At 64.3% G+C, this 16,282-nt stretch carries 18 protein-coding genes and 1 tRNA gene; 18 read left to right on the top strand and 1 reads right to left on the bottom strand.

Translation table 11 applies throughout. The features are described from left to right. Window positions 1-105 precede the first annotated feature (105 nt). The 6 genes from hemN to L5014_RS06645 all read left to right on the top strand — a co-directional run bounded on the left by hemN (window position 106) and on the right by L5014_RS06645 (window position 4,832). Window positions 106-1,491: an oxygen-independent coproporphyrinogen III oxidase gene (hemN, locus tag L5014_RS06670; protein ID WP_238462785.1), complete on the top strand. Its 1,386-nt coding sequence runs from the start codon at window positions 106-108 to the stop codon at window positions 1,489-1,491. A gap of 106 nt (window positions 1,492-1,597) precedes the next feature. Next, a tRNA-Leu gene (locus tag L5014_RS06665) sits at window positions 1,598-1,682 on the top strand. A gap of 318 nt (window positions 1,683-2,000) precedes the next feature. Further along, on the top strand, window positions 2,001-3,059 hold the full coding sequence (locus L5014_RS06660) for an integrase (RefSeq protein ID WP_238462784.1): 1,059 nt from the start codon (window positions 2,001-2,003) through the stop codon (window positions 3,057-3,059). Window positions 3,060-3,147: 88 nt separating this feature from the next. Beyond that, complete coding sequence (locus L5014_RS06655) at window positions 3,148-4,146, top strand: hypothetical protein (RefSeq protein WP_238462783.1); 999 nt, start codon at window positions 3,148-3,150, stop codon at window positions 4,144-4,146. A gap of 134 nt (window positions 4,147-4,280) precedes the next feature. Then, entirely contained in the window at window positions 4,281-4,592 is a 312-nt protein-coding gene (locus L5014_RS06650) for a hypothetical protein (RefSeq protein WP_238462782.1), read from the top strand. Between the two features lie 57 nt (window positions 4,593-4,649). Further along, window positions 4,650-4,832 (top strand): helix-turn-helix domain-containing protein, encoded by a 183-nt coding sequence (locus tag L5014_RS06645; protein ID WP_238462781.1) that lies wholly within the window; start codon window positions 4,650-4,652, stop codon window positions 4,830-4,832. Window positions 4,833-4,876: 44 nt separating this feature from the next. Here the strand turns inward: L5014_RS06645 and L5014_RS06640 are convergent, their stop codons facing one another. Beyond that, window positions 4,877-5,146 carry a hypothetical protein gene (locus tag L5014_RS06640; RefSeq protein ID WP_238462780.1) on the bottom strand — a complete coding sequence of 90 codons (270 nt, stop codon included), beginning with the start codon at window positions 5,144-5,146 and terminating at the stop codon, window positions 4,877-4,879. A 379-nt stretch (window positions 5,147-5,525) separates the two neighbouring features. Between L5014_RS06640 and L5014_RS06635 the strand changes: the two genes are divergently transcribed. The 12 genes from L5014_RS06635 to L5014_RS06580 all read left to right on the top strand — a co-directional run bounded on the left by L5014_RS06635 (window position 5,526) and on the right by L5014_RS06580 (window position 16,242). Next, on the top strand, window positions 5,526-5,801 hold the full coding sequence (locus L5014_RS06635; RefSeq protein ID WP_238462779.1) for an XRE family transcriptional regulator: 276 nt from the start codon (window positions 5,526-5,528) through the stop codon (window positions 5,799-5,801). A 177-nt stretch (window positions 5,802-5,978) separates the two neighbouring features. After that, a complete protein-coding gene (locus L5014_RS06630; RefSeq protein WP_238462778.1) occupies window positions 5,979-6,200 on the top strand; it encodes a hypothetical protein in 222 nt (73 codons plus the stop codon). After that, window positions 6,193-6,411 carry a hypothetical protein gene (locus tag L5014_RS06625; protein WP_238462777.1) on the top strand — a complete coding sequence of 73 codons (219 nt, stop codon included), beginning with the start codon at window positions 6,193-6,195 and terminating at the stop codon, window positions 6,409-6,411. Before L5014_RS06630 ends, L5014_RS06625 begins: the two co-directional genes overlap by 8 nt. After that, window positions 6,408-6,863, top strand: coding sequence for a hypothetical protein (locus L5014_RS06620; protein WP_238462776.1), 456 nt, complete (start codon window positions 6,408-6,410; stop codon window positions 6,861-6,863). Before L5014_RS06625 ends, L5014_RS06620 begins: the two co-directional genes overlap by 4 nt. Then, entirely contained in the window at window positions 6,856-7,248 is a 393-nt protein-coding gene (locus L5014_RS06615) for a hypothetical protein (RefSeq protein ID WP_238462775.1), read from the top strand. Before L5014_RS06620 ends, L5014_RS06615 begins: the two co-directional genes overlap by 8 nt. Then, window positions 7,241-10,207, top strand: coding sequence for a DUF927 domain-containing protein (locus tag L5014_RS06610; RefSeq protein ID WP_238462774.1), 2,967 nt, complete (start codon window positions 7,241-7,243; stop codon window positions 10,205-10,207). The genes L5014_RS06615 and L5014_RS06610 overlap by 8 nt, the downstream gene beginning before the upstream one ends. A 288-nt stretch (window positions 10,208-10,495) precedes the next feature. After that, window positions 10,496-11,035 (top strand): hypothetical protein, encoded by a 540-nt coding sequence (locus tag L5014_RS06605; RefSeq protein WP_238462773.1) that lies wholly within the window; start codon window positions 10,496-10,498, stop codon window positions 11,033-11,035. Further along, on the top strand, window positions 11,032-12,048 hold the full coding sequence (locus L5014_RS06600; RefSeq protein WP_238462772.1) for a hypothetical protein: 1,017 nt from the start codon (window positions 11,032-11,034) through the stop codon (window positions 12,046-12,048). Before L5014_RS06605 ends, L5014_RS06600 begins: the two co-directional genes overlap by 4 nt. Further along, window positions 12,045-12,419, top strand: a complete 375-nt coding sequence (locus L5014_RS06595) for a single-stranded DNA-binding protein (protein WP_238462771.1) — start codon at window positions 12,045-12,047, stop codon at window positions 12,417-12,419. Before L5014_RS06600 ends, L5014_RS06595 begins: the two co-directional genes overlap by 4 nt. A gap of 10 nt (window positions 12,420-12,429) precedes the next feature. Beyond that, window positions 12,430-13,320, top strand: a complete 891-nt coding sequence (locus L5014_RS06590) for a baseplate hub protein (protein ID WP_238462770.1) — start codon at window positions 12,430-12,432, stop codon at window positions 13,318-13,320. A 51-nt stretch (window positions 13,321-13,371) separates the two neighbouring features. Continuing rightward, window positions 13,372-15,408, top strand: a complete 2,037-nt coding sequence (locus tag L5014_RS06585; protein WP_238462769.1) for a lytic transglycosylase domain-containing protein — start codon at window positions 13,372-13,374, stop codon at window positions 15,406-15,408. An 84-nt stretch (window positions 15,409-15,492) separates the two neighbouring features. Then, window positions 15,493-16,242, top strand: a complete 750-nt coding sequence (locus L5014_RS06580; RefSeq protein WP_238462768.1) for an oxidoreductase — start codon at window positions 15,493-15,495, stop codon at window positions 16,240-16,242. The last annotated feature ends 40 nt before the right edge of the window (window positions 16,243-16,282 follow it).

Genomic DNA, 16,282 nt, shown 5'->3' with positions numbered 1-16,282 from the left:
TGGCCAATCGACTCTTACACTCAGCTAGTCAGGCGCTGTAAGACGCCCCGCTCAGGATGCCACGTGGCGCACCGCGGGTGCCGCGCCGCCCACCAGAGAATCCGCATGAGCGACACCGAACAGCTCTTTCGTCCCGATCTGCTCGCCAAATACGGCGCGAACGGCCCACGCTATACGTCTTATCCGACCGCACTACAGTTCCGCGACGATTTCGACCTCGATCATTACCGGCGCGCCGCATCCGATCCCGGCGCGGCGGAAACTGACCTCTCGCTGTACTTCCATATCCCCTTCTGCGACACCGTCTGCTTTTATTGCGGATGCAACAAGGTCGCGACAAAAAACCGCAAGCGTTCGAAGCCATACGTGCAACAACTCGTCCGCGAAATCGAACTGCAGGCGGCGCTTTTCGATACAAAGCGGCCAGTCTCGCAGTTGCACTGGGGCGGTGGCACGCCCACGTTTCTCTCGCTGGAGGAAATGAGCACGCTGATGGCCGCCACGCGCGAGCACTTCGCGCTGCGTCCTGACGGCGAAGGCGAATACTCGATCGAAATCGATCCGCGCGAGGCATCGGCGCAAACCATCGCGCATTTGCGCTCGCTCGGCTTCAACCGGCTGAGCCTCGGCGTTCAGGATTTCGATCCGGTGGTGCAGCGCGCGATCAACCGAGTCCAGCCGCTCGAACTCACCGTCGACGTCATGAACACGGCGCGCGCGAACGGCTTCGAGTCGATCAGCGTCGACCTCATTTACGGCTTGCCTCACCAGAGCGTCAGCAGCTTCAAGCGCACGCTCTATACGATCCTGCTGCTCGCGCCCGAGCGCATTTCGGTATTCGGCTACGCGCACATGCCGCAGCTCTTCAAGATGCAGCGGCAAATGGACGCCGCCACGCTGCCCTCGCCGGCCACACGGCTCGCGCTGCTGCAACTCGTGGTCGAACAGCTCACCGAGGCGGGCTACGTCTATATCGGCATGGATCACTTCGCGCTGCCCACCGACGAGCTTGCGCGCGCACAGGCGCAGCGCACGCTGCATCGTAATTTCCAGGGTTACAGCACACGCGCGCAATGCGATCTGATCGGCTTTGGCGCCTCGTCGATCGGCAAGGTCGGCGACGTCTACGCGCAAAACGCCAAGGACCTGCCGGGCTACGGCGCCGCCATCGATGCTGGCCGGCTTGCCGTGACGCGCGGCGTGCGCCTCAGCGCCGACGACCGTTTGCGCCGCGACATCATCACGGAGTTGATGTGCAATCTGGAGCTGCGCTTCGACGAATTCGAGGCGGCGTACGGCATACGCTTCCCGGCCGCGTTCGCGCCGGAGCTTGAGCGCCTGCGCACCTTCGAAGCCGACGGTCTCGTCGCCCGCCGTTCCGACCGGCTCGAAGTGCTGCCCGCCGGGCGCATGTTCGTGCGCAATATTGCGATGGTGTTCGACAGCTACCTCAGGACCCAAAAGGCCGAGCGCTTTTCGCACACGATTTGAGCGGGCCAGTCGCAGCCGCCGGCGCCGATAGTTGCCGCAGCCGCGATTTTGCGCCATAATCTCCGGCTACTTCGAGCGTCTGTCGTAAAAGCAGACGGCGAAACCTGCCTCGGTGGTGAAATTGGTAGACGCGCCGGACTCAAAATCCGGTTCCGAAAGGAGTGCCGGTTCGATTCCGGCCCGAGGCACCAGCAAAACATTCAAGCACTTAGCCCAGCCCTAACCGGCTGGGCTTTTTGCTTTCTGGGCTTCGCGGGACACTCCTGGGACACATCGCCAGAAGAATCCGCAACAACAGCAAGCCCCCCCTCTCTGGACGCCCACGCCTGTGGATAAGTGCTCGTTTTCGCCCCTTACTGTCCCGCAATTGTCCCATCCAAGCACGACACCACCCGATAACCCGCCACCATAAAGGATTTCAAACGACTAAAAACCGGATTATATGTCCCGTGTTGTGGTTTGCGCTCCATTATTCTATGCTTCTCTGCATTCCTTACAGGACGGATGCAATGGCAACGATCGAGAAGCGAACGGCAGACGGCAAGACAACCTACCGGGTGAAGATCCGCCTGCGTGGATACCCGTCAGAATCGGCCACGTTCGAGCGCATGTCCGATGCAAAGGCCTGGGCACAAAAGATCGAAAGCGACATGCGCGCCGGTCGCTACTTCGGCGAAGCCAAGCGCCACACGTTCGGCGAGCTGGCCGACAAATATCTCGCTGACCGCGAGACGATGCGCCTCCGGTCGTTCTCCGATCGAAAGCGGCAGGTCACATTCTGGCGGGGCGTTTTTGGCGACCACCTCCTCCACGATGTAACGCCCGCGCGGATCAGTACCGAGCGCGACAAACTCCTCGAGGAAGTCGACGCGGACGGCGAGCGCCGCCGCGACGGTCCCACCGTAACGCGCTATCTCGCAGCCCTGTCCGCGTGCCTGTCCTATGGCGTGGAATCACTGCAATGGCTCGAATCGAACCCGTGCCGGCGCATCAAGAAACCCTCAGAGAATCAGGGCCGCGTGCGCTTCCTTTCGGACGATGAGCGTGACAGGTTGTTAGCGGCGTGCCGTGCGAGCGCAGATCCACACCTGTTGCTCGCGGTCATCCTCTCCCTGACTACAGGCGCACGCCAAGGCGAGGTCATGGGGCTGCGATGGTCGCAAGTCGACTTTCAACGGCGAGTCATTACGCTGCACGAAACAAAGAACGGGGACCGGCGCGCCCTACCTCTGGCGGGAGAGGCATTCACGCTGCTGCTGGAACGCTCAAAGGTTAGGCCACTGCATGACGATCGCGTGTTTTTAATTGAGCGGCGCCAGCGGCCGTTCGCTGCAATCCGTCCAGCCTGGGAGGCCGCACTCGAAGCCGCCGGCGTGAAGGACTTCCACTGGCACGACATACGGCACACGGCCGCCTCGTATCTCACGATGGCCGGCGTATCGCCCACGGAGATAGCACGCGTCACCGGCCACCGCACCATGCAGATGCTTGCGCGCTACTCACACCTCTCCGACGAGCACGTTGTGAAGCTCGGCGACCTCTTGGCACAACGCATGGGGCTTAACTGAGATGGCGTATTGGAGCAGAAACAAAAAATACAGCGTGTGGGACCACGAAGCACGCTACTGGAACAGACTAGAAAACCTCGAAACCCTGATGGGCGATGCCTGGCGCTGCGAGTTTCCCAATCTGTGGGGGGTGGCCCAGCGCGCGCTCGACGTGCTCGCGCCCCGACGACGCACACTCGAGGCGATCGTGCTTATGGTCGAGAACGCCGAAGCGTTCGCCGAGGACTATTACAAGCGTGAGATAGACACCGAAATCGCACGGCTAAAGCGCATTCACGTTGCCGTGCACTCCGACCGCAGGCATGAACTATCCGAGGAGGACGAAGCTGATTACGTCGACTCGCAGGGAATGTTCGAACCGGCATCCAAGCTATGGGGTGATGACCTTGTATTCGTCGGCGAAAGGTCACGGGTGCCGAGCATCGCAAACCAAATGACATTCCTCGAAACGTTGCGCGAGTGCATTGGGCGCTACGAGATATCCGACGACGAAACCCTGATTGGGGCCACGGAGAACGAGTATTACGCGGCATGGGCATTGCGCAGAATCGCGGATGCCATCTCCCACATGAATTTCAAACCAACAGTTGACTACGCGACCGCGACCGCCAAGGACGCCTATGAGCGCGGGAGTGACGTGGCGGCGCTCCGATTCTGCGGGGCCAGTCGCCCCGTAATGGAGGGAGTCGATGCTGTTTGTCTCGCCGAAAATCTGAAGTTGTTGGACCGCATGAACAAGAAGTGGGAGAAGAAGCTCGTCACCGCGCAGGCTGACAACTCGCACGATATCGAGGTGGAGAGATCGGCGTGGGAGCAACGACTGACCGAAGAACGGCGAGCGCGCTCACTTAAAGCTTTGGAAATGAAAAAACTGTACGACCGGAAGGGCAAGCACGCCGCCAAGAAAGGCGCTTATGGATGGTGGAAGCGCTGGCAAGAAGCACCGGACATGTACGACAGCAAGACGGGGTTTGCCAGAGCCATGATGGACAAATGGCCCGCGCTGGAGAACCAGAAGAAGATCACCGATTGGTGCCGCAATTGGGAACGCGGCATCGACATACCTGACGATATGGAACCAGCCTGAGCACAGTTACCACCCTACTACGTTGAGTGCTCACCGTGCCGCGTTCCGGGGTTTTCGCGACGTCCGCACCTGAATAGCCTTCCTCACACCGATAACCGCCGAGAGAACTCGGCAACTTTCAGTGTGAGGAAGCGATGACCGAAACAACCCCGCAATCTTCCCTGCGCACCGTTCAGCAGTTCAGCGAGCGTCATCCCGCCTGGACTGAAGCGGCCCTGCGCAACCTGATCTTCAAGGCCGAGGCACGCGAATCAAGCCGCGGCACCATCCCCGGTAACGGCCTGATCGAGTGCGGCGCAATCGTCCGCATCGGCCGTAAGGTGCTGATCGACGAAGCGCCGTTCTTTGCGTGGGTTCGCGCGCAGGGCCAACCCGCCCACCCCAATCCGCCGACGGCGAAATCCTCGCGCAATAAGTCCGCCAGCAACGCCGCCAGGGCTGCATGATGACGGACCGCAACTCTGCCGCCAGCCAGCGCGATCGCCTATTACGCGCCCTCAAGCGTGGGCCGGTGGACACGCAGCACGCAGCACGCATCGCGTCAACTCGACATCATCCACCCTCCCCGCCGCGTGTTCGAGTTGCGCAAGCTCGGCCACCGCATCACCACCTCATGGACGTGGCGTGTCACCGAGGCCGGTGAGCGTCACCGCGTCGGCCTGTACGTGCTGGAGGGCAAAGCATGAACGGCCCTGCCTGCATCAAATTCAACCGCCAGCCGCTCGCCACTCTACTTCGCGTGGCCGGGCGGAATCTTGCCGTCCCAGTTGAACGGGTCGAGTCGACGCTTGGGGTCCGCGCACATTTCCATGAGCAAATCGGCGTTGCGATGATCTGCGAACAGCTTGAAACGCGGATCGTTGTATGCGAGGGCGGCAAGATTATCGTCACGCTGGACGGCTCCGGCGACCGGGGAGCCTACTTCATGGTTCGTCGCAATGAACTGCTGAAAAGTTATCGTGCCGCCGTAGTGCCCCATGCTAGCCGTCGCCAGCGTCATCACATCCCATTCGCACTGTCTCTGCGGACCGGGCGGCAAATCGCTCGCGACCGCGAACAGGGGAGCAGCAGCGGCACATATCGGAATCAAGCGGACAAGCTTTCTCATAGTTTCCTCGCCGGAAGTGGCTCAGCGAGTGTAAATGTCGCCACCGTATCTCCCCCGGCCGTCCTTGCTGATTTGACGAATATTGACGAATCGCAAAGCTTCGCCGCAACGCGATATTACGAAAAGACGACACCGGTGGCGCACTTGACGCTGGTACCCAAAGGGCCTACATTTGACTCAGAGGTTCGCGCACCCCGCGAGGACCGAGACTCCGAAAGGAAGACCCACATGAAGACCAATCTTCGTGCGTGCTCGCACGCGCCCAAAAAAAATGAGCCATTACACCCCTCCCTCGCCGGAGGACATGGAGCGCTTGAAACAAGAGCTTGGCAAGAGCAGCACCGAGATGGCCGAGCTGTTCGGCGTCACGACTGGCCGGCAATGGCGCAAGTACATGTCAACGGATTCGAGCAACACGCGCGACATGGGAATGCACATGCTGTTCTTCGCAATGGCCCGTCTGGAACTCGACTCACCGACGCTGGAACGCATCCTCGACAGGATGCGAGCGGCCGGCGCAACGATCGACCTGAACGCACCCGAGTAACCGCGTCAGCTGAACCCCACCGCGCCCGCGATCGTCGGGCGCGGCTCTCCCCCTTCGAATCCCTCATCGCCGACGCTCTGCGCGCGGCAGCCCTCGCACCGACCGACCGCGAAGCCCTCGACATTGCTGGCGGCGCGCTCGCGACGCTTGCGCAGCTCGCACGCGCGGAGGTGTGCCATGCGTAAGAACACGACCGCCACCGTCGATGCGATGAACGCCGAAATCGACCGCATCGGCTACGCACTGGCCAAGCAGGTTCCCGCGATGGAACGCGGCTTCACGATCCAGACGAGCTACGGCGATCTGCACATCGACGCCGAGGACGCGCCGCGCTTCGTGGCTCTCGCCCACTCCATTCTGCAAAAGCAGCTCAAGCGCGCCGAGGTGCAGCATGGATAACCGCCTGCAAGTGCTCGTCGCCGCACTGGACCCCGCCGAAATCATCCTCGCGCGCCTGCGCGCCCTCGCCACGCTGCTGTCTGTGGAGGAAGTCGCCGCAGCGTTCGCCGAACTCGACGTAACCGACCAGACGGCTCTGTTCGGCCTGTTCGAAAGCATCGCCGCCGACATCGGCGTCGCAATGGCACGCGATGCGGAGGTGCCGGCATGAAAACGACCCGCAAACCGTCCCCGGCCGCAACCGTGACGCCGCCGCCCGCGCCCACGATCACCCCGCCCCCCGCACCGAAGCGCGGCCCGGCCAACACGGCCAGCGTGCTCACCTTCTTCTGGAGCCAGTGCGATGCGTCCGCTATGTCGGCGGGCGATCTGGAATGGCTCGGCAATGCGTCCCTGCATGTACAGACGATGGCGAGCGGCCTGAGCGCGGCACTGAGTGGTTTCGGAAACCTTCTCAGCGCGAACCCGAACGGCGCGGAGGAAATCGGCGCACGCACGATGGAACAGGTTCTCTGGCGCGCAGCCGACACGCTCGACACCATCGCCGCGCTCGAATTCATCGCGAGCGAGGCGGAATTCGAGTTGCGCAGCCGCATCGCCCGTCGCCCGCATTCGCATTTGCAGGACGTTGAGCACTCCTCACAGGGGGCGAGCCATGCTTGAGCACGCCGCCCTCTTTGCCGAATGGCTCGACACCGCCGGCCGTCGCGAAATGGCAATCGTCTTATCGGCTTCGTGGCCGTACCGCTTCGCGCTCGCGGCCGATATCGAGCTGGTGACGGGCGCGAAGCTCGCCGCGCGCGGACCCGCTATCTTGCGCGTACTAGCAGCGGTATGTGACCGCCAGCACGCGCGCCTGCGTGGTAGCGACCACTCAACCGCCTACGCGCCGTGGGAACTGCTCGACATTCCCCCTGCGCTGCACATTGTCGCGCTGCGTTTCGATCCGCGCGCACTCGACGCGGGGCAGATCGAGCGCGACGGCGCGGCCATCCTGTTCGCGCTCAGACGTGAACTCGAACGTGCATGGGAGACCGCCCATGCGTAAGGACCGCATCAACCTCGACAGCGCCCTGAGCGAGATCGAACAGGCCGCACACGGCGCGGACGTGCTCGGCAAGCTCGCTGGCCATCAACTCGGCGCGCCGCCTCGAATCTGCACACCGTCTGCTCGGTGGCGGCGGGACAGGAATCGAAAGCGTGCAGCACGCGCCGGAGGCACAACCACAATGAGCGAGATCGTGGACGAACAGCAACGCATCGAGGCGGCGCTCGCCGCCATCCCGCCCAACCTCGAACGGGAACAGTGGTGGCGCATCGGCGCGGCGATCAAGCACGAGCTCGGCGACGCCGGGTTCGATGTGTTCGACGCGTGGAGCCGTGGCGCCGACTGCTACGTCGCAACTGACGCGCGCGACACATGGCGCTCGCTGACACCGGGCGGGGGCATCACCATCGCCACCCTGTACAGCATCGCGAAGCGTTACGGCTTCGATCCCAACGGCCAGGCGTGGCCCGCGCTCGATACCGAGGCGCACGCGCAGCGCCGGGCGGCACGCGAGGCGCAGACGAAGAAGGCTGCGGCAACGCGCCTGACGAAACAGCGTGAGGCCTCGACGCTGGCGCTGGCGGTATGGGAGAGGTCCACGCCCGCACGTGACGATCACCCCTACCTCATGCGCAAGGGGCTAACGGCCACGCCCATGCTGCGCGAGATCGTCGCGGCGAAGCTGCACAAGCTGCTCGGTTACGCGCCCAGGGCATCGGGCAAGGAACTGGCCGGCCGCGTGCTGGTGGCGCGCATCGAGCGCGCGGGCCAGCTTACGAGTCTGGAGTTGATCGACGGCGACGGGCACAAATCCGCCCTCGCTGGCGGTGCCAAGGCGGGCGGCTACTGGCTCGCGGCGCAGCCGACCGGACAGACGCAGCGCATTGCGATCGCCGAGGGCGTGGCAAGCGCGCAGACGCATCAACAGGTGTGCGACGGCGACACGGATGCGGCAATCGCCGCACTGTCCGCCGGCAACCTGCCGAGCGTCGCGCGCGCCGTGCGCGCCGCTTGGCCCGATGCCGCGATCCTCATTCACGGCGAGATCGGTAACGGCTCGGCGAAGGCACTAGAGGCTGCCCAGGCTGTGGGCGGCCTGCTCGCCATGCCCGACTTCGGCGACGAGCGGCCCGAAGGCGCGAGCGACATCAATGACCTGTTCGTGCTGCGCGGCCCGCAGGCCGTTCGCGATTGCGTCGCGGCGGCGCGCGATGTGGCGCAAGGCAACGCGGGCGAGCTGGCCGCCACATTTCCCGGCATCGAGGGCCGCCCCTGCTGGCGGGTCTATACCGACTGGAACGAGGTGGACAGCAAACGCATCAAGCCTGGCGTCTATTACCACGGCGTGAAGCTGCCGAAGGGCGACGCTGCCCCCGAGTTGACGGACCAGTGGGTGTGCAGTCCCCTGCACGTGCGCGCAATCACGCGCAGTCCGCAGGACGGCGATTACGGCCGCCTGCTCGAATACGTCTCGACGGCGGGCCGCTGGAAACAGTGGGCGATGCCCATGGCAATGCTGGCGGGCGATGGAAACGACGTGCGCGGCGTGCTGCTCTCCGAGGGCGTCATGTTCGACCTCAGAAACCGCGGCGGCATTCTCGACTACATCGCGGGCCAGCACCCGACAACCACGATGCGCGCCGCCAGCGTAACTGGCTGGCACGATGGCGCGTTCGTGCTGCCCCAGACGGTCATCGGCGCAGACGATATCTGGTTTCAGTCTACCGGGCGCGAGGCACCCTACGCGACAGCGGGCACGTTCGAGGGCTGGCGCGAGCTGGCCGCGCTCGCCAATGGGAACCCGCTGCTGATGTTCGCCATATCCACCTCGTTCGCGGGTCCGCTGCTCGGCCCGCTGAACATCGACGGCGGCGGCACGCACCTTTACGGCGATTCGTCGTGTGGCAAGACCACGGCGGCGCGCGCAGCGATCAGCGTGTGGGGCAGCCCGCGATTCGAGCGCAAATGGCGCGCTACTTCGAATGGTCTGGAGGGCTCGGCGGCGCTGCACTCCGACACGCTACTCGTGCTGGACGAGATCGGCGAGATCAAGCCTCAGGATCTCTATGAGACGGCCTACGCGCTTATCAACGGCATGGGCAAGACGCGCGCGAACCGTCACGGCGAAGCACGTCAGGCGGCGCGCTGGCGCGTGTTCCTGTTCTCCACGGGCGAGCTGACCGTGGCGGCACGCATGGCGGCGGGCGGCATCGAAGCAAAGGCGGGCCAGCTCGTCCGTATCCTCGACGTGCCTGTAACGGGCGCTTACGGCGTGTTCGAAACGCTGCACGGCCGCGCATCGGGCAGCGCACTATCCGACGAGATCCGCAACACGGCGGCCGCGCACTACGGCCATGCTGGCCCGCGCTTCGTTGAGGCGCTGATCCGCAATCAGGCGGACGGCCTTGAACTCGCCGACCTGCTTGCGCCGCTGATGGAGCGCTTCGGCGAACTCGGCGACCAGGAGCGGCGAGCCGCCCGCACGTTCGCGCTGTGCGCGCTTGCGGGCGAACTGGCAATTGAATGGGGCGTCGCGCCCTGGGCGAGCGGCGACCCCACGAACGCCGCGCTCCACGCGTTCCGTCTCTGGCGCAACCAGTGGGGCGCGACCGGCCGAAGCGCCGAGCACGCCGGCATCCTGCGCGCGGTGGCCGACTTCATCGACCGCCACGGCAGCGCGCGCTTCTCGAACATCGATGGCAGCGCGGATCTGATTCGCGAGCGCGCAGGCTGGTGGAAACAGGACGGCGACGAACGGCGGCTCTACCTGTTCACTTCGAGTGGGCTGCGCGAAGCGGCAAAGGGCTATGACCTGAACCGCGTGTTGCGCGCGATCGACGACGCCAACGCATTCGCCGACAAGGGCAAAGCGGAGGTCGCGAAGGTCACGCACACCCCAGAGGGCAAGAAGCGCCTGTATCACATCGTCGCCGACGCACTCAACGGAGGCGACAAGTGAACCACCCCATAGCAAATCATGGCGTAACTCACGTAACTGGCGTAACAGCCCCGTCTGACAAGGCTTCCGGCGGTTACGCCGGCACGTGCACCGGGCGTAACCGGCGTAACGCACACGATCCCGCTCGCGGCGCAGGTAACGCCAGTTACGTCACCCCACGCAGCGGCGTAACCGCGCAAACCCTTGCAGGACAAGGGCGTTACGCCTGTTACGCCAGTTACGTCACTCAATCACAGGGGCAATCCACATTTGGCAGTGAAGCCACCCCGCCAGCAACGGGAGGCCATCATGGCATTTGAACCCGGAACACAGCGCATCATCGCGTGGACGAAGGCCGGTTGTCCGCTGCCCGGCGAGGCGGCCTATGACACGTTCATGCGCGAGCACGGCGACCACGCAAGCACAGCAAGAGCGGCGCCGCACGCAGTCCAACACACGGCCGCTGATCCGGCGCAGGCCTCGGCATCAGGCGGGGCGCTACGCAGCCGTAGCGGCGGCCTCTATCTGCCCTGGGGGCCATACCTCTCTGCCGATGACGTGCACCACTTACGCGCCGATCTGGCCGGGATGCTGGAGGATCTGGCGACGCTTGAGGGGTGGCCGCGCGAGTTGCTGGACGATGTGATGGCGCGAGCCATGCGCGGGCCGCTCGCCGACCTGCTGCCGAACCTTCACTACTTCCGCGAGCGCCTGAAGGCGATGCGCGCACAGGTTGCCGCCCGCGATGAAGCGGCGCGGCACTCATGGCGCGCGAACGAGGATCTGACGGAGCGCGGCTACGCACAGACCACCGGGCGAGCCCATCGCCGCAAAGGCGGTGCGCGATGACGACGGGCCGACTCCCTCTGCTGCTGGCCGTTCTCGCAACGCTCACGGCGGCGTGCCTGTCTGTGCTGGCGGGCTGGCAACGTGGCGGCTGGCTGGCCGAGCGGGCGCTGTGGATCGCCATTGGCGTCGTGCTGGTGCTGGCGGCCCATCTGCTCCCCGCCCTGCTCCAGCATCGCGCCACGGTCCTGCGTGTCTGCGGCGGTGCGCTGTGGATCTGCTGTATGGCGGCAACGTGCTACGGCCACGCCGTGTTCTTCACGCTGGCGCAGCGCCACGCCGCCGAGGCCCGCACGGCGATCGTCATCCACGCGCCGCCAGTCTCGCCAGGTAGCGCACCGGCCACAGCGCGACCGCTCACGCAGATTGCCCACGAGCGGGCGGCGACCATCGCGCAGCTCGCGGCCGCACGCGCCCGCCGCTGCGCGTCTGGTTGCGCGACGCTGGACGCCCGACGCACGGCACTGGCCGCACGACTCGACGCGCTCGACACCGAAGCCGCTGAGGCTCGCCGCCAGGAAGCCGCGCAGGATCGCGCCGAAGCTGAACGCGACACCGCACGCGTCGATCCGGTTGCGGCGCCGCTCGCCGCCCTCCTCGGCATTCCGGCCACCCGCCTTGACCTGATAGCCGGCCTCGCCTACGCGGCGTTACTGGAGGGCGTCGCGTGCTTCTGCTGGCTGCTCGCATTCGCACCAGCGCGCCCGGCGCAGCAATCCCGGACCACCTTGCCTGTTGCCGCTACTGCGGCGGGTAACGAAGCCGGTATTGCCCCGCCCGTAGCCCCGGTCGCGGCGGCAGCCGCGCGAGTAGCGGAACCGGACGAGGCGCCCATTGCCGCCCCGGAGATTCGCGCCACCACCAACACTACCGCCGACATCGAGCGGATCACGCAGGGCGTGGCCGCCGGCGAGGTGCGCCCCACGGTCGCCGGGATTCGCCGGTTCCTGGGGTGCTCCCAAACCCGCGCCGTCGCACTGCGGCGGCAGCTCAACAACGAAGCGAGGATCGCATGATCGAAGGATTGATCGCCGGGAAGCTCTACGGCACCGCGCAAACACGAACTGGGCCGAGCGGCCGCGTATTCACGACCGCGAAGGTGCGCGCAGCCGCCAGCGACGGCGACACGCTGTTCGTCAACGTCATCACGTTTTCCGACTCGACGGCCGCGGCGCTACTCGCGCTCGAGGACGGCGACGCGGTAACGCTGGCGGGCACGCTCACGCCCAAGGTCTGGACGGACAAGCATGGCGAAGCGCGGCCCGCACTCGACATGAACGCGCACGCCATGCTGACCACCTATCACGTCCGACGCAAGCGCCGTGCAGCGCAGGGCGAGACAACGACGCCCGCCACGCCGGCCGGCGAATACGACGACGATCTTTGAGCGAGACGACATGGCCTTTGCTGAACGCATTCTCAACGTGCGGTATGACCTCGCACAAAGCGCTTTCCCTGATGGCTCGCACACGCTCAGCCTGCAAGGCCACCGTGTACAGGCGCAGATCGCTACGTTGTCCGCCGGATCGCTCGCATCCTATGTCCTCGCGCTGCGCGTGTACGGCATGAGAATGTCCGACATGGACGCTCTGTCGCAGTGGAACACCCTCGGCGCGCTGATCGGCGAGAACGAGATAACCCTCTCGGCCAGCTCGCCAGGCACATCGTTCAATGCCCTGCGCACGGTATTCAGCGGGACTATCTACGCCGCAGTGGTCGAGATCGAGGACAACGGCGAATCCGCCCTCGTCGTTTTCGCGCAAGGCGGTTTGTATGAGCGACTGGCGCCGAACGCGCCCAATACTTACCCCGGCGCGCAGGATGTGGCCAGCATCATCAGTGGCCTCGCGAAGCAGGCCGGGTTCACGTTCCAGAATCACGGCGTCACAGCCAAGATCGCAAATCAGTACCTGTGGGGCAGCGTGCTCGACCAGATCGAGCGCGTGGCCGAGGCCGCGCAGGTCGTGATGCTGATCGATAACGCTCGGACGGTGCACATTTGGCCGAACAGCCTTGTGCCGGACTTCGCCCAGATAGACCTCTCCGCCAACAACGGCCTGATCGGCTACCCGAAGTTTGTCGAACAGGGCATTCAGGTTCGCGCCGAATTCCGGCCGGATTTTCTCTACGGCCAGGTGGTCAATCTCAAGTCGGTCATCCCGCGCGCAAGCGGTTCGTGGCAGGTCGGCGCGATTACACATGAACTATCCACGATGACGCCCGGCGGCCCCTGGTTCTCCACTATGACCCTTGTGTCACAGGGTCTCAATCTGGCGCGGAAGAACTGATCCGCACCGCCCTCTCCGCATACGCGCCCCACTCTTACAGAGGACTACAAAATGGCGACAATCATTGACAGCCTGGTTGTGCTGCTCGGCCTAGACCCGAACGGCTATAAGCAAGGCGCAAAGGAGGCCGAGAAGGCCGGAAAGCAGCTCGCGACCTCGCAGGAGGTGGCGAACAAGAAAGTCACCGAATCGACAAAGAAGGCCTCCGCCGAACAGATCGCGCAGATGAAGAAGGCCGAGGACGCCGCGAAACAACTCGCCGAGGGCTACGGCAAGGCGCGCCTCGAACTGATCGGGATGGCAACTGGCGTGCTGACCTCAACGGGTCTCGGCGCCTTCATCACGAAAACCGTAGGCGGTCTGACGCAACTCAGCTACGCGTCAAAGAACCTCGGCATGGGTGCGCGCGAACTCGACGCGTGGCACCTCGCAGTGCAAAAGTTTGGCGGCACGGACGGCGACTTCGACAAGTTCGCCGCGAGGGTGAAGAAGTTCAAGGCCGACTACGAGCAGAATCGCCTTGAGCTGGAGGATCGCCAATTCGTTGCCACCCTTCATCAGCAGTTCCAAGTGAACCCGGACATGGTAAAGGCCGGTGACGTGAATGCGGTCATGCAGCAGATCGCGAAGTCTCAGCAGGGTTTGAGCCCGCTTAACTCATCCACGAACCTGCGCCGCCTCGGCATCGACGACTCAATGATTCGCCTGTTGCAGCAAGGGGCGGACGGTGTGCAAGCGCTCTACAACGAGGAATACCAACTCTCTCAGGTGACTGACGAGAACGCTGCGAAAGCTGCGAAGGCAGAGCAAACCTGGCGCCAGTTCCACAACACGCTGAGCGAGATTGGCGTGACGCTCGCCTCCGATATTGAGCCCGCGCTCGAGCAGGTGAACACCCTGCTCGACCGCTTCGGCACATGGTCCGCAGCCAATCCGCAAGCGGCGGCTGCAATCGGCATCGGTGGATCGGTAGCCACCGCAGCAGCGGGAAGCGCCGCAATCGCTGGCGCGGCTCGCGCGCTATTCGGAGGCGCGGGAGCGGCGGCGCGCGTGGGCGGCTCGGCAGCGCCAGTAGTCGCGGCCGGCACTGGCGGCTGGACGCTGGGCAGCTTCATGCGCCCGTACTACGACGAGTACGTCCGAAAGGTATCTGGTGGCGATCGTTGGTCGCTGAACGATTTTCTGACAGGTACCCATCGCCTTGCATTGAAAGACACTGGGGGCTACCGACAGGACGAACTCGACAGCGTAAAAACTGGTGGCGGCGCAAAGCTATCGGCGGACGCCCAACGCCGACTCGCCGCCGCACACGAGCTCAACGACGCGGCCAGGTCCCAACGCGTTGCCAGCAAGGCAATGGATGATTCGACCAGGGCGCAACGCGAATCGACAAAAGTGCTGCTCGATGTCGCAAAGGAATTCGCGAACGCACTATCGACGAATGCAGACGCTGCCGAGTCACATGCGGAAGCACCTCATGGCATCAACGGCCGAGTACGGGAATGGTCCACGAAGTTGGACTTCGCAGGGCTGGAGAAGCAATACGGCCTACCTGCCGGACTTCTTTCGTCTCTCGCCCAACAGGAGTCTGCGGGCAACGCGAAGGCCGTTTCTCGCGCTGGTGCCGCCGGTCTGTTCCAGTTCATGCCCGCCACCGCGCGCGAATATGGGATTGACCCGATGGACCCCGCTCAATCCTCGAAAGCTGCTGCACGCAAGATGGCAGGCCTGATGAAGCACTACCGTGGCGATCTCTCGATGGCACTGTCCGCGTACAACTGGGGCGAGGGCAACCTGGACCGCAAAGGCATGGCGCGCGCGCCCGCCGAAACGCTTGCCTACGCGCCGTCAATCATGGGGCGCATTGGGGGGCGCGGGATACCCTCGATGGCCTCGATGATCGAGGCAGCCACCCGAGCCCAATCGTCAACCTCGACCACGACGAACAACAACAGTTCTGAAACACACATAGGCCAGATCACAGTCGTCTCGCCCGACACAAGCGACGGCAAGAAGGTCGCCGCCGACATGAAAGACGCGATCAACCGTAATGGGCTGGTGCTTGGCGCTTCCTACGGCGTGAGTTGATCCGGCAACGCTCCGATCTCTATCGCTCCGGCGCACGCATCCCCGCCAGCAGAGGCTGGCGGGCAACCATTCAGAGGTTCACGCATGGCAACTTCAGGCAACGCCGCTGCAAGCGGCATCACACCCGGCGCAGTCGCCGGCGAATACGAGCGGCAGCGGCGCGTGGTCGCGCAGCTCCTCACGCGCTTGCGCACAACGTATCTGGCCAAGGTGGTGGCGGTCAGCAACGCGGGCACGGTTGCCAGTATCGGCACCGTCGATGTCCAGCCGATCGTTGGACAGCTCGACAACGCGGGTAACGTCATCGCCCACGGTACGATTCACGGCATCCCCTATCTTCGCGTGCAGGGCGGCGCGAATGCCGTCATCCTCGATCCGCAGGTGGGCGATATCGGGCTCGTGGCGGTGTGTGACCGTGACAGTTCGGCCGCACGCTCGAACCGCGAAGCGTCAGCTCCCGGCAGCCTGCGCAAGTTCGATATGTCGGACTCCGTGTACACGTTCTCGGTACTCTCGGACCCGCCACGCCAGTATGTCGTGCTTGCCGCAGACGGCATCGACATCGTGTCGCCGGCACGTATTCGCATGGCCGCGCCCACGATCATCTTGCAGGCCGACAACGAGATCGGCATCACGGCTGGCTCGCAGATCACGAACAGCGCGCCCGCGATCGCGCTCGACGGTGCACTGACACAGGGCGACGGGGCGCATGGCGGTGACGCACATATTGCGGGCACTCTGACCGCTGATCGCGACGTGATTGCTGCGGGAACGAGTCTGCACGACCACGATCACCGCGATTCGCAGGGCGGCACGACGAGCCCGCCGCTGTAACCGCGCAAACAAAAAGGCCGCCCCACGAAGGGCGGCCGAG

The sequence above is a fragment of the Paraburkholderia tagetis genome (assembly GCF_022213065.1).
Lineage (GTDB): Bacteria > Pseudomonadota > Gammaproteobacteria > Burkholderiales > Burkholderiaceae > Paraburkholderia > Paraburkholderia tagetis.
Note: the sequence above shows the minus strand (reverse complement) of the source record. Positions and strands in the feature narration are given on the sequence as shown.

What these genes read in the sequence shown, in the direction of transcription:
- L5014_RS06580 (WP_238462768.1), top strand. Translation starts at nt 15,493, where the DNA reads ATGGCAACTTCAGGCAACGCCGCTGCAAGCGGCATCACACCCGGCGCA.
- L5014_RS06625 (WP_238462777.1), top strand. Translation starts at nt 6,193, where the DNA reads ATGGATAACCGCCTGCAAGTGCTCGTCGCCGCACTGGACCCCGCCGAA.
- L5014_RS06620 (WP_238462776.1), top strand. Translation starts at nt 6,408, where the DNA reads ATGAAAACGACCCGCAAACCGTCCCCGGCCGCAACCGTGACGCCGCCG.
- L5014_RS06640 (WP_238462780.1), bottom strand. Translation starts at nt 5,146, where the DNA reads ATGACGCTGGCGACGGCTAGCATGGGGCACTACGGCGGCACGATAACT.
- L5014_RS06585 (WP_238462769.1), top strand. Translation starts at nt 13,372, where the DNA reads ATGGCGACAATCATTGACAGCCTGGTTGTGCTGCTCGGCCTAGACCCG.
- L5014_RS06655 (WP_238462783.1), top strand. Translation starts at nt 3,148, where the DNA reads ATGGGCGATGCCTGGCGCTGCGAGTTTCCCAATCTGTGGGGGGTGGCC.
- L5014_RS06590 (WP_238462770.1), top strand. Translation starts at nt 12,430, where the DNA reads ATGGCCTTTGCTGAACGCATTCTCAACGTGCGGTATGACCTCGCACAA.
- L5014_RS06635 (WP_238462779.1), top strand. Translation starts at nt 5,526, where the DNA reads ATGAGCCATTACACCCCTCCCTCGCCGGAGGACATGGAGCGCTTGAAA.
- L5014_RS06610 (WP_238462774.1), top strand. Translation starts at nt 7,241, where the DNA reads ATGCGTAAGGACCGCATCAACCTCGACAGCGCCCTGAGCGAGATCGAA.
- L5014_RS06615 (WP_238462775.1), top strand. Translation starts at nt 6,856, where the DNA reads ATGCTTGAGCACGCCGCCCTCTTTGCCGAATGGCTCGACACCGCCGGC.
- L5014_RS06600 (WP_238462772.1), top strand. Translation starts at nt 11,032, where the DNA reads ATGACGACGGGCCGACTCCCTCTGCTGCTGGCCGTTCTCGCAACGCTC.
- L5014_RS06595 (WP_238462771.1), top strand. Translation starts at nt 12,045, where the DNA reads ATGATCGAAGGATTGATCGCCGGGAAGCTCTACGGCACCGCGCAAACA.
- L5014_RS06630 (WP_238462778.1), top strand. Translation starts at nt 5,979, where the DNA reads ATGCGTAAGAACACGACCGCCACCGTCGATGCGATGAACGCCGAAATC.
- L5014_RS06660 (WP_238462784.1), top strand. Translation starts at nt 2,001, where the DNA reads ATGGCAACGATCGAGAAGCGAACGGCAGACGGCAAGACAACCTACCGG.
- L5014_RS06650 (WP_238462782.1), top strand. Translation starts at nt 4,281, where the DNA reads ATGACCGAAACAACCCCGCAATCTTCCCTGCGCACCGTTCAGCAGTTC.
- L5014_RS06605 (WP_238462773.1), top strand. Translation starts at nt 10,496, where the DNA reads ATGGCATTTGAACCCGGAACACAGCGCATCATCGCGTGGACGAAGGCC.
- hemN (WP_238462785.1), top strand. Translation starts at nt 106, where the DNA reads ATGAGCGACACCGAACAGCTCTTTCGTCCCGATCTGCTCGCCAAATAC.